The sequence below is a fragment of the Perspicuibacillus lycopersici genome (assembly GCF_025660475.1).
Classification (GTDB): domain Bacteria; phylum Bacillota; class Bacilli; order Bacillales; family Caldibacillaceae; genus Perspicuibacillus; species Perspicuibacillus lycopersici.
On record NZ_JAOUSF010000003.1, the window covers coordinates 696952 to 710194 of the forward strand.

Below are 13243 nucleotides of genomic sequence, written 5' to 3' on the forward strand. Positions count from 1 at the left end.
AGAAAAGGTTGCTTTGAACATTCCGATATATAACTAAGAAAGGAATTTATACACCTTAAACATTCGCAAGTCTTACAACGTCACGTGCAATCATTACTTCTTCGTTTGTTGGTATAACGAGTACTTTAACTGGAGAGAATGGATAGCTAATGAAGCGATCTTCGCCACGAGCTTGATTTGCTTCATGATCCCAGTAGATTCCCATGAATTCAAGGCCTTTTAATACTCTTGAACGTACAGGGGCACTGTTTTCACCAATACCTGCTGTGAAGATTATTGCGTCTACACCATTCATTCGTGCTGCATAGGATCCAATATATTTATGGATTCTATTTGCAAATACAGATAATGCAAGCTCTGCACGTTCATTTCCTGCTTCCGCCGCTTCAATAATATCGCGTAAATCACTAGAGAATCCAGAAAGTGCTAACAAACCACTCTCTTTATTCAATACATTGATTACTTCCTCTGCTGATTTTCCTGTTTTTTCCATAATATATGGAATTAAAGCGGGGTCAATATTACCAGAGCGTGTTCCCATTGTAACTCCTGCAAGTGGAGTGAATCCCATCGATGTATCAATGGATTTACCACCTTCAATTGCAGCAATACTTGCACCATTTCCTAAATGACAAGAAATTAAGCGCAATTGTTCAATTGGACGTTCTAGTAATTCTGCTGCACGTTGTGATACATATTTGTGAGAAGTTCCATGGAAACCATATTTACGAATTCCATATTTTTCGTAGTATTCATATGGAAGACTATATAAATAGGAGCTTTCAGGCATTGTTTGGTGGAATGCTGTATCAAAAACAGCTACCTCTGGAACATTCGGTAGAACTTCTTGGAAAGCTTTAATCCCGATAACATGTGCAGGATTATGTAATGGAGCTAATTCTGACAAATCAGCGATTTTTTGTAAAACATCTTCAGTAATAATGACAGAGTCATCAAAAGTTTCTCCACCATGTACTACACGGTGACCAATTCCGTTTATTTCATCAAATGATTTAATAATTCCAGTTGTAATTAATTGATCTAATAATAATTTAACGGCTACCCCATGATTTGGAATATCTTGAATGATTTCCTTCTTCTCGCCATTAACCGTAATACTGAATATACCATCATTTAATCCAATTCGTTCAACAAGTCCTTTTGTAATTACCTTCTCTTCAGGCATTTCAAATAATTGAAACTTTAATGATGAACTACCAGCATTAATCGATAAAATCTTTGACATCTGTTTCGCTCCTCAATAAATATTTTACTTTTTGCTTATTATGACCTAAGCGTGAAATTATATGAAATAGGTTTTATGTGAAAAATTATGCAAATAACCCTCTCAATGTTTCATTAAAACACTGGTTGCACTAATTTTCAATTGTTTTCATGAATTGTTAACGTTATCACAAACAAAGTAAATATATTCTAACTATTTAAACAAAAAGGACTCCTTAATAAAAATGGCTGTTTGCTAAAATATTGTTGTTATGTAATGAAATTGGGAATAATTGTATATTCCGCTACAACAGACTGAATACAAAAACAACAATATGTATAGAACGGTCAAATTAATTAAGGAGTTCATTTTCTAAAAAAATATCATTTAAATAGGCTAGCTACGATTATTTATTTTCCTTTATCCACAAATCAATTTTGGAAATAATGGATTGCATTGCTTGTTTATTGCTTAGCGATGGTAAATTAGCCAATAATACTTCTTTAGGTGGCTTTACCCCATCCTTTTTCTTTTGCAACACAAAAATGCTTTTCGACGCATTTTTATTTTTAAACATCGATTCTGGTAATTGAATTAAGGCTTGAATATCAAGATTGTCTTTAATAAAGCTATGAAGCTTCGGTGCCTCTGGACTTTCAAATAATCCATTAGGAATAATAAAGAATAAATAGCCACCATCTTTCGTATGCCGATAGCTTTGCTCAATGAATAAATGATGGGCATAGGAATGACCGGTTTCTGCTTTTAGTTCATAATCATTTGCTCGCACATCATTTGGATAATAGCCAACAGGCAAATCACAAATAACGACATCGACTGGATCAACGAGAAGATGTTCAAGGCTATCTTGGTTAAATAGATGCAGCGAGTGCTCCTGTAAATTGGCACTTACATAACAAAGCTTTAACAACAAATCATCAACATCCACACCAAACGTTTCAATGGCGGAATGTTCCAGATGATTGAGCACCGTTGTAACTAAATTCCCCGTTCCAATTGCTGGATCTAAAAGTGTAAAGGCAGAAGTATTTTCCATAAATTTGCCGATCAAATAACTTAGAAATATTCCAATCGTATCTGGGGTCATTTGATGGTTCGGCTGAACATTTTCTCGCATTCCTTTCAAGCAAGCAAGTTGAAATGCTTTTCGCATATCCTCTCGGGAAAATGCCATTTTATTTATTTCATAATAAAGCTTATTTAATTTTTTCTTAGCTAACTCACTTACGTGTACTGCTTCCACTACCTCGTCTTGAAAAATATTTTCTCCACTATCAGCCAAAGCTTCTAAATAGGATATGTCCAATTCTTGTTTTAAAATAGTAGCACTCTCATCTATTGCTTTAAATAATAATTCAACTGGTGTTGCATTCATTGTAATCCTCCTAACGCTAATCCCTAATAGATAATTGTAGTATGTTTTATCTATCTGTACAAGTAACTTTCCTTTTTTCTCTAGTAAAGTGAAAAAACCTCGAGAAATTTCGAGGTTTTTAAGCATTTAAGCTTTCACCTTTAAGAAAGGCGGATTATTTCGCTTGCTTAGCAGCTTCAATTGCTGCTTCGTAATTCGGATGAGTAGCGACTTCGCTAACAATTTCTTTATATGTAATTGTATTAGATGAATCAATTACAAATATAGAACGAGCTAGTAGACGTAATTCTTTCATGTGTACACCATATGCTTCTCCAAATGATAAATCACGATGATCGGATAACACTTGAAGATTATCAATTCCTGCAGCTGCACACCAACGTGCTTGTGCAAATGGTAAATCACAGCTTATCGTTAATACTTTCACACCAGGGAGCTTAGAAGCCTCTTCATTAAACCGACGAGTTTGTGCATCACATACACCTGTATCAATCGAAGGTACTACACTAATTAACCGTACAGAACCATTTGAATCCTCTAGTGAAACTTCTGTTAAGTCATTTGCTAATACGGTAAAACTTGGTGCTTTATCTCCTACATTTACTTCTGATCCTACTAATGTTACTGGGTTGCCTTTAAAAGTAACTGCTGTCATATGATTTCCCTCCTAAATTAATTAACACTTTTACTATGTATATCATTATCATACGAATTCTTATCGCAATTTGCAAAAATATCAGCTTTACTATTGCAATTTTTACGTAATAAAAACCATTTAGTCTTTCCATAGTAGGTAACTGTATATGTCTATACATAGGAAAACCGATGCTAAACATGCATCGGAAAATGGAACATTTATAGAAATCATGAGAAGTTCGATTAAATATTAAATTCTTCCTTTGGTCCAGAATTGGCATTGGAACCGTTTTGTGTCTGGTTTCCACCACTCTGATTATCTTGATTAGATGAATTGTTTCCTTTATTTTTTGAAAGCATTTGTTGAATTTTATCCATTGCAGTTGGAGCAGCATCTAGTATTTTTTCATACAAATGGATATTTTCGTCTAAGTGTAGCATACGAACACCTTGACTGTTTACAATTAAGAAGGCAATTGGTGTAATCGAAACACCGCCACCACTACCGCCACCAAAAGGAAGCTTGCTATTTTCACCAGAATGAGATCCTTCGACACTAAACTCGGATCCCCCTGCAGCAAATCCAAAGCCTACTTTAGACACAGTTAGTATTACACTACCGTCTGGTGTTTCTACTGGATCGCCAATAATCGTATTGACATCAATCATTTCTTTTAAATTTTCCATCGCAGTTGTCATTAGTCCTTGTATCGGATGATCAGACATATGAATCCCTCCTGTTTACACTGATTGATCTTCCTTCGGCAAATCTTTTACCTTTGCATGATTGTTTGCCTTGGATTTACGCATTTTCGTAAACCAATATTTAAAAAGCTTTATTCCTGCGACAATAGCATGCCCTATTCTGAGCTGAAACATGCATGTTAAATATGTTTCAGAAATTTTTTGTTGAAAATTTGGCGTAATATTGATAATTGGATTCGTCCGGAATGTCATATAGTTACTAATAATTCCTAGGGAGCTTCCTTTAATTGCCCAACCAAGTCCAGCAACTACTCCAGTATTGGCTGCGTCACCTGTACCAATGGTAGACATCCATTCAAAATGTTTAATTTGTACCTTTTTTAATAATTTCTTTATGATTCGATAAAGTTTCGGAATATGTTCGATAATCCCATTTACACCCATTATCGATTTTAATGATTCATCCTCTGTAATGTCATTATTATCCGAAATAGTAGTATATTTGTGGGAAGATTCCTTCTCCTCTCCATTATTTCCATTTTCCGCTTGCTTATCGGATGGTAACTTCTTTTGGATTCGAACCAGCCCAAACAATGCTTTCATTTTGATTTCTAAATGATTTTCTTTAGATTTAAAGGTATAGACTATTTCCACTTTTACTTTTGATAAGACGATAAGTAGGAGTAATAAAATGAGTACTGAAATGATCCAATATATTATCAAGTTTCCCACAACCTTTCAGCCATCTAGTATCGTCACAGAAAAAGAATAATAAACCTGATTGGGTACAGAAATGATAACGTATAACTTCTTTAATAGTGATGGGAAATGAATGCATGAAAAAAAACGCCTCACTACCGTTAATGTTCTACTAACAGCAGTGAGACAGCTTCGTATTGATTATAGCTATGTATGTTTGCAGACTGAATACCTCTGTTTTCTTGTTTGGCCAGTTGCTGAGCATAGGGACTAATCTGACGCTTCTGTTTTCGTGGAGTCTCCGTGTCTTCTGTCTGCTCTGCAGTTCATTCAATATTTTTAATCACTGAATAACGGCAATCCTTTAGAAAATTCCCTTTAAATAACAGCCTTCTTTATATATTGTTCATGTATAACAGTTGTATCTGCAAATATATCATGTAATCCTTGTTTTTTTGGTAAAAATGCTACAAGAATATATAAAATAAATATCGATACGGAAAGATAGCGCCCAATCCATTCGCGAAAAATGACCGTTGCCCAAGATAATTTTTCTTCTTTTAATGGGATTACTTTTAATCCGAAAATCATTTTCCCAAGTGTTTGCTGGAAGCCTTTTGTCATGAAAACAAAATAGCTATAAAACACCATCGCATTCGCAATATTATATAGTGAAAATATCCCAGCTGATGTTGGCCAATTGAGAATTGTTGCGATTGGTTTTACAATAATTGCAGATAATCCTGCGATAATCATTAAATCGATGATATATGCCCAAATACGCATCCAAAAGCCTGCATACACCGTTATATCAAGGTTAGATGCCGTAGCGGTCTTGTCTGGATACTTCATCGTCATGGAATCAGTAAGGACCTCATTAGCCAGTGGCACATTCGGGGTGGTGGGATTACTTGATTCATTATTTTTGTTATTATCCATACTTCCCCTCCTATTCCGAATACAAGTACATTAATTTTGGAGAATTCCGTTGCGTCATTAATGCTTCAACTAGTGCACTATTTGCATCTTTTCCGGTAATATTTTTTGCTGCGAAGGATAATAATGACCCTAAACCAAGAGTACTATCTTGATATTTAACTACCATCGCATTATTTAGTTTTTCTTCCTTTTTCATTGCAGCTATCGCATCTTCTAAATATCCGAATTCATCGATTAACCCAATTTCTAATGCTTGTCTACCGTCATAAATTCTTCCATCTGCAATTTGTCGAACCGCTTCCTCTGTCATTTCCCTGCCGTCTGCTATTACTTTTACAAATCCATTGTAGGCATTATCAATCATTTCTTGTAAAATTGCCCGTTCTTCAGCAGTCATCTCTCTTGAACCGCTCATAATATCCTTATATGGACCACTTTTAATCGTAACTGTATCAATTCCTAATTTCTCCGCAAGCTCTGCATAATTATAGCTTTCCATAATTACACCAAGTGAACCTGTGATAGTGTCTGGACTAGCAAATATTTTCGTTGCTGGTGCTGAAATATAATAGCCACCTGAAGCAGCCATAGAGCCCATTGAAATATAGACCGGCTTTTGCTTTTCTTCAATAATTTCTACTAATTTATCATGAATTTCGGCACTTTCTACGACTCCACCACCTGGTGAGTTTACTTTTAAAATTAACCCTCGTACCGTACGATCGTCTTTTATCGCATTTAACTTTTCCATAAATAGCTGATGATTATAGCCACCAGCGCTAAAAAGGGCATCTGAATCTCCTGTATCTTGTATCGTCCCATTTAATTCAAGGACTACGATCTTTCTTTGCAAATCACCATCCTCTACTATTTCCTCGGAAAATGGCAAATCAGAATCCATTAATGCAGTTAAAGAGTTTTTTCCATTTCCTAAGAAAAAAGAGCTAAAAGCTGAAACTACTACAGATACTAATAGTACAGCTGCAGCTATTCCGAGTGCAGCCCAACGTTTTCCATTCATAATTGACCCCCAAAGCCTAGTTTATTTTGATTGATATACAATTTTTCCAGCGATAACTGTCATTTGTACATTCGCTGTTAACAATTCGCTAGCTGAAATCGTAAAAATATCTTTATCTAAAATCGTAAAGTCCGCATAATAGCCACTCTTTATTAATCCTTGCTGCTGTTCATTTAATACCGCATAGGCACTGCCTGTCGTAAATAATGATACTGCCTCATACATGGATAATCTTTCCTCTGGACCGTAAATTGTAGCACTAGAATCTTCTGGAATCGTTCTAGTAACTGCCGCATGAATACCTAACAGTGGGTTAGCATCTTCAATAGGGGCATCAGACCCACCGGCACAATGAATGCCCGCATCAATTAATGTCTTCCATGCATAAAAATAATCTATGTTTCCTTCACCTACTCGATCCATTACCCAAGGAAAATCAGATGCTAAAAACCGTGGTTGAATATCTAACACAACTGGCAACTGCTTCATCCGTTCAATCATATCTTTTTGTAATGCTTGCGCATGAATTAAACGGTCACGACCATTTATTGTTAACGGATGCTTTTCAATAGCATCTAATACCCACCGGAACGATAAATCTCCAATCGCATGTACCGCAACTGGCATTTTATATTCTCTAGCCTTTTTCACTAATTGCTGTAATTGCTCATATGTATGAATTGCGACCCCATTAGTAGATGGATCATCAGCATATGGAAAACTTAATAGTGCTGTTCTCCCACCGAACGAGCCATCAGAAAAAATTTTCATTGGTCCAAATTGGACAAAGCTACTCCCACTTAAATATGTATGTCCGCTTTCTTTCCATTCATCTATTACCCCATGATGAATTAATAAATGTGAGCGAAATAATACTTCATTCTCCTCTATTACTTCTTTAAATGCGGAATATGTATTTTGAAAACTACCGTAATAGTTAAGATCCTCTGTATGTGCTCCTGTTAATCCTAATTGATAGCAATGCTCGATCCCGGTTTTCAACAATTTTTTCAAATAGTTTATCGTGTATGCAGGCATTACTTTTAAAACAAGATCCTGTGCTGCATCTTTTAGAAACCCCGTCACATTCCCTGAGGCATCCTTTACGATTATTCCTCCTGACGGATTTGTAGTTTCATTATGTATATTAGCTAGTTTTAAAGCTTTGGAATTACCTACCAATGCGTGGCGACAAACCCGTTTTAATACAACTGGATGATTACCGGATACGGCATCAAGCTCCTCCTTTGTAATAATCGTCTTATCTTCCCAAAGATTTTCATTCCAGCCTTCTCCAACTAACCATTCGTCCTCCTCTAGAGTACTAACTTTATTTGCTACCGCTGCTAAAATGTCCTTCTTCGATGTCATTTTTGATAAATCTAAGCGTAACAGTGATTCCCCATAGCCAATTAAATGCATATGACTATCCACAAATCCTGGAAGCATTGTGGCTCCTTTTAAATCCATATATTGGTCGATTGTTGCACCAAATTGCTGCTCAAGCGATTGTTTATTTCCTGTAGCGACAATAAAACCATCCTTTGTAACAATTGCCTCTACCCTTTCCCCTGGTTTTACCATCGTATAAATATTCCCGTTGAACCATAACTGTGCCATGTCTCCACCTCTTTTTAGAAAATTACCAACTAAATAAAATTTTAACAGTTATCCATTAAGAGAACAATGAACAAAGCTACTTTAAAACAGGATGAAAATTTTTGTTTTTATTAGATGTAGATGGAAAATAGAGGAGAATAATTGTTGCGGTTTTTTGTAAAAATTAAAATGGACGGGGAAAAACCCCCGTCCGATAATCCATCATATATTTTAATTAGAATTTACCACTTAAAGATTGTTGAGCCATTGATACTAGACGCTTTGTAATTTCTCCTCCAACAGAACCGTTAGCACGAGAAGTTGTTTCAGCACCTAGGTTTACACCAAATTCAGATGCGATTTCATATTTCATTTGTTCTAGAGCTTGTTCTGCTCCTGGTACAAGTAATTGATTACTGTTGTTGCTGTTTGCCATGTTGTATCACCTCCTTGTGATATTAGAATGTGCAAATCCACAAGAATCATTCACAACATAGCTAGGAAAATGTTAGCAACAACGGCAAAGAAAAACAATTCCTATCTTTTTCATAGGGAATCCGTACAAAATGGCGATTTTTTTCCTCCAGTTTCAGGACTGATTTAAAATAAATCGCTGAATTCTGATTGCTCTAAGCTATCACCTGCATTTACAATAATTGTTTCAACGCCTTCTACTGCCTTTTTAATTAAAGCTTCAAAATCCATATAGCCTTCATACTTATGGGCATTTTCTCTTTTTGGTTTTGTTTTTGGTTGTGCTGGTGTGAAAACGGTACAACAATCTTCATACGGGCGATTGGATATTTCCAATGTATCAATTTCCCGTGCAACATCGATAATGTCATTCTTATCCATTGTTACTAACGGTCGAATAATTGGCGTATTTGTTACCTCATTAATGGTAAACATGCTCTCTAATGTTTGACTCGCCACTTGCCCTAAACTTTCTCCTGTTACAATTGCAAGCGCCTCTTGTCTATGTCTAATTTCTTCTGTAATTCGAAGCATCATTCTTCTTGTGATTGTCATCGTATAATTTTCTGGCACATGTTCTTGAATTAATTGTTGGATTTCGGTGAATGGAACAATATGAATAATAAATTGCCCACTAACTTGAGCTAATTTCTTCCCAAGATCTAATACCTTTTGTTTGGAACGTTCGCTAGTAAATGGTGGACTATAAAAATGTACTGCCTCTAATTTCAATCCACGTTTCATCGATAAATATCCAGCAACAGGGCTATCTATACCACCAGACAGCATGAGCATTGCCTTTCCGCTAGAACCAACTGGCATACCACCAGCACCTTTAATAACCTCACAGGTTAAATAAATGGCATCTTTGCGGACTTCGACCTTTAATTCTAAATCAGGATGATGCACATCTACTGTTAATGAATCAATATTTTGTAGTAAATGGCTACCGAGTAAATAATTTAACTCATTTGTATCATATGGATACTCTTTATCTGATCGTTTCGTGGATACTTTAAATGTTTTTCCTGATGCTTGTAGTTTTTGAAAGATGATCAATGCTTGCTCTTTCACCTGTTCAATATCTTTACTAACTTTTACTACTGGGCTAAAGGATTGAATACCAAATACCTTTTGCAATTTACCTGCAATATTTTCCCACTCTTCTCCATTTAGCTGAATATACATACGATCACGATCTGCACGGATCTTAATATTTTTATATTCATTTAAAACATACTTTAAATTTCTTCTTAATTTATCCACAAAGAACGTACGATTTTTCCCTTTCGTGGAAATTTCGCCATAACGTATTAATATTTGATCATATATCATGTTTATCTCCTCATTGCTAATTTCAGCTTTTCTATACTCGTTTTTATTGCTTCTACAGCTTCCTTTGCTTCCTGCATCGTATTATCAAACGATAGGCTAATCCGAATGGAAGAAGATGCATGCTCTTCATCTACACCCATTGCAAGCAATGTTTTACATGGTTCATTTCGTTTAGACGAGCAAGCACTTGTCGTAGATACATAAACCTCATGATTGGCAATAGCGTGAACAAGTACTTCTGCCTTATAACCTAGAACAGAAAAATTTAGTATATGTGGTGCAGTATATTCGATTGGCGTATGAATCTCAACATCATCTATTAATGCCAATTCATTCCGTAAATAAGCAATTATTTTTTGCATGTTCGCTACTTTTTCGTCCAGCTTTTCCATTGATATACGTAGAGCCTTTGCCATTGCCACGATACCGGCAACATTTTCTGTACCACTGCGAATATTTCTTTCCTGATTTCCTCCAGCTAATAATGGGTCAAGCTTTACTCCGTCTCGGATATATATTGCACCAGTACCTTTTAAACCATGAAATTTATGACTTGATAATGTTGCAAAATCGATAGGAATATCATGGAAAGCTAGTGGTATTTTTCCTGCTCCTTGAACATGGTCAACATGAAAAAGGATTCTCGGATAATTCGCTAATAATTTTCCAATTTCTTCAATTGGTTGAATCGTACCAACTTCATTGTTAATATGCATGACCGAAACTAATATTGTATCAGGACGGATTGCCTTCTTTACATCTTCTACATGGATTCGTCCATTTTTATCTACCGGTAAATAGGTAATTTCAAAACCATCTCGTTTTAATTGCTCACATGCATTCGAAACCGAAGGATGCTCGATAGCAGATGTGATGATATGTTTTCCTCTTCCTTGAAATTGGCTAGCTACACCTTTCAGAACCATATTGTTTCCTTCTGTTCCTCCAGAAGTAAAGATAATTTCATGGTCTTTCACACCTAATAATGTGGCGATTTGCTTTCTTGACTGCATTAAAAGCTTTTCTGCTTGCAAACCGATACTATGAATGGAGGATGGATTTCCATAATATTCTGTTGCAACCTTTGTAAATGTGTCTACTACTTCTTTTTTTGGCTTCGTAGTTGCACTGTTATCAAAATAAATCATGTGTTTCCCTCCCCGTAACATTGTTATACTATCATTTCCTTAGCGGAATTTTCTCTCGTAATTTTTTTCCATTGGAACATTATACAGAAAAATTGCAAATAACTCCATAATAAAACTTAGTATCAATGGATGGAATCCGTTATGTTGAAATATAACTGCATTGTTCAATGAACTTTACGCAAAGAAAAATGGGATATCCCTAAGTGGTGATTATCCCATTTTCTATTCATTCATTTAAACTGTTTGCTTCATTTCCTCATTTAAAATGGATTCAATACGCTTTAATGCACCTGGCTCAACAGACTCTACTGCTGCTGCCGCTTCTTCCAGTGCAAGATGATAATCAAACCGGCGAAACGCCTCTTCCGCATTGCTTAATCTTTCGTCGATATGCTGGTAATCTCTTCGATAACGATTACCGTATTGAATAATTCTCTCCACAAAGTAAACATTTTCTATCATTTCTTCTACTTGTTTATAAAGCTTCTCGACATTAGTCTCTGCTTTATTTAACGCCTCTCTAACTGCAGGCATGGATAGCGGCTTTTCGTCTAAATACCGGTAGCATTCTTGCACTGCTTCACCTGTTTCTAAAAACAGGATTTCAACATTATTGGGGATCCCCGGGACATTGCTCCGGTTAACTAAGCGAGTTGTCTCTTGAACCTTCATTTTCAACTCTAATATTTTCCCGCGTGCATCAATTTCATCCTTCCGAAGATCATTTAACATTTCCATATATCGTTGTTGTTCTTTATCCAGTTCCGTTATTTCTGCAATCATTACTTCTAATTTTTCTTTTATCACTGAATATGCATTTAATGCTTTATCCTCATTTTGAAGAAAAATAATCGCTAATGAATTTTTTAATGACTCAACTTGCTTATTCATTTCTTCTAAAATTTCTTCATCTGCATGGGATAAATGGTAGCTCATTTTTACCATATTTACTTCATTTTGCAAGTGCTCATGAGTAGTGAGTAATTTAGTCACAGAATTTTGTACTTCCTGGCTATTTTCTGTAACAAATTTTTTTGCATCGACTTCTTTTTCTAATAAGTCATACATGATATCGAGACTATCTTTCATATCGTCTATGCCTTCGACAACCTCATGAATTTCTGTCTTTGCAATTAATTCGCGATAAGAAACAAGCTGCTTCTCTAACCGTTCCATTTCTTTTTCGATACCTAGATGGTCTAATTGGTACCCGGATTCGGTCATTTCCTTAATACCATCTTTAATTTCCCTTAAGCTTGTTGGAATAATATTTTGCGTTTCATTTAATAGGAACGGTATTTTTTCTAATCGTTCATGGATAATCGTTAATTCTTCACGAAGCTGTAGAACAATTTCTCTTGCTATTAAATAATTTCCTGCATTTGTTGATTCTTCAAATCCGGCAAATAAATTATTAGTGTTCAACAGCTTTTCTTCTAACGGTCCTGCTGCCTTCCCATATGCATGACGATGAGCTAACAGATTTTTCTTCATCGTTTTAAAGAGCTCCTGCAATTCTAAAATATCTTCACGGTTTTTCTCTTCACTACCGATTAGCTCATTTAGTTTTACTACCATTTCATCTATTTTTGCTTCCGCCTGCTTTAACGTTGTTTCAATTTGTAAAAAAACTTCCTTCGCTTTATTAAAACGGAATTTATCAACATATTCCTCTGCATCAAATAACCATTCTTCTACATTTGGAAGCTCAACCGTTACCACAGAATCCCAAGTCTTTCGCCACCGTTCGAAAAATTCCTCTGCCTGACCCGACATATTGAGTTGTTTTATTTTACCTACTTCATCCAGAACAGGGCGATTCATTACTTCAATTTTCCACGATTCTAGCCGATCAATCACCGAATAATATTTCTTTTTTACAAAAAATCCGATGATAATTAATGCAATAATAAAAAGGATAATACCTATTACGTATTCCATAAACTGCCCCCTGTTCCATAACCTGACACTATATCTACTACCACTTTTGGTATGTAAAATCTTATTAATGCTTATATGATACCATGAGAACGACAATTTTTGACTATAATTTTCATTTTTTTACT

The 13243-nt window shown here is 35.5% G+C and carries 12 protein-coding genes; all 12 read right to left on the reverse strand.

Annotated elements, in window-relative coordinates:
• Window positions 1-55 precede the first annotated feature (55 nt).
• Window positions 56-1246, reverse strand: coding sequence for an acetate kinase (locus OEV98_RS11610; RefSeq protein WP_263073449.1), 1191 nt, complete (start codon window positions 1244-1246; stop codon window positions 56-58).
• Between the two features lie 385 nt (window positions 1247-1631).
• Window positions 1632-2621: a class I SAM-dependent methyltransferase gene (locus tag OEV98_RS11615; protein WP_263073450.1), complete on the reverse strand. Its 990-nt coding sequence runs from the start codon at window positions 2619-2621 to the stop codon at window positions 1632-1634.
• Between the two features lie 154 nt (window positions 2622-2775).
• The gene (tpx, locus tag OEV98_RS11620) at window positions 2776-3276 is read right to left on the reverse strand and encodes a thiol peroxidase (protein WP_263073451.1); all 501 of its coding nucleotides are present in this window, start codon (window positions 3274-3276) and stop codon (window positions 2776-2778) included.
• Between the two features lie 224 nt (window positions 3277-3500).
• Window positions 3501-3983, reverse strand: coding sequence for a GerW family sporulation protein (ytfJ, locus tag OEV98_RS11625; protein ID WP_263073452.1), 483 nt, complete (start codon window positions 3981-3983; stop codon window positions 3501-3503).
• A gap of 15 nt (window positions 3984-3998) precedes the next feature.
• Complete coding sequence (locus OEV98_RS11630; protein ID WP_263073453.1) at window positions 3999-4685, reverse strand: DUF2953 domain-containing protein; 687 nt, start codon at window positions 4683-4685, stop codon at window positions 3999-4001.
• A gap of 354 nt (window positions 4686-5039) precedes the next feature.
• Window positions 5040-5600: an RDD family protein gene (locus tag OEV98_RS11635; RefSeq protein WP_263073454.1), complete on the reverse strand. Its 561-nt coding sequence runs from the start codon at window positions 5598-5600 to the stop codon at window positions 5040-5042.
• Window positions 5601-5610: 10 nt separating this feature from the next.
• Window positions 5611-6621 carry a signal peptide peptidase SppA gene (sppA, locus tag OEV98_RS11640; RefSeq protein ID WP_263073455.1) on the reverse strand — a complete coding sequence of 337 codons (1011 nt, stop codon included), beginning with the start codon at window positions 6619-6621 and terminating at the stop codon, window positions 5611-5613.
• 21 nt (window positions 6622-6642) lie between these two features.
• Window positions 6643-8241, reverse strand: coding sequence for an amidohydrolase (locus tag OEV98_RS11645; protein WP_263073456.1), 1599 nt, complete (start codon window positions 8239-8241; stop codon window positions 6643-6645).
• 214 nt (window positions 8242-8455) lie between these two features.
• Entirely contained in the window at window positions 8456-8656 is a 201-nt protein-coding gene (locus tag OEV98_RS11650) for an alpha/beta-type small acid-soluble spore protein (protein ID WP_263073457.1), read from the reverse strand.
• Between the two features lie 164 nt (window positions 8657-8820).
• A complete protein-coding gene (gene thiI / locus OEV98_RS11655) occupies window positions 8821-10029 on the reverse strand; it encodes a tRNA uracil 4-sulfurtransferase ThiI (protein WP_263073458.1) in 1209 nt (402 codons plus the stop codon).
• A 2-nt stretch (window positions 10030-10031) separates the two neighbouring features.
• Window positions 10032-11177 (reverse strand): cysteine desulfurase family protein, encoded by a 1146-nt coding sequence (locus OEV98_RS11660; RefSeq protein ID WP_263073459.1) that lies wholly within the window; start codon window positions 11175-11177, stop codon window positions 10032-10034.
• Between the two features lie 234 nt (window positions 11178-11411).
• Window positions 11412-13118 (reverse strand): septation ring formation regulator EzrA, encoded by a 1707-nt coding sequence (gene ezrA, locus OEV98_RS11665; protein WP_263073460.1) that lies wholly within the window; start codon window positions 13116-13118, stop codon window positions 11412-11414.
• Between the last annotated feature and the right edge of the window lie 125 nt (window positions 13119-13243).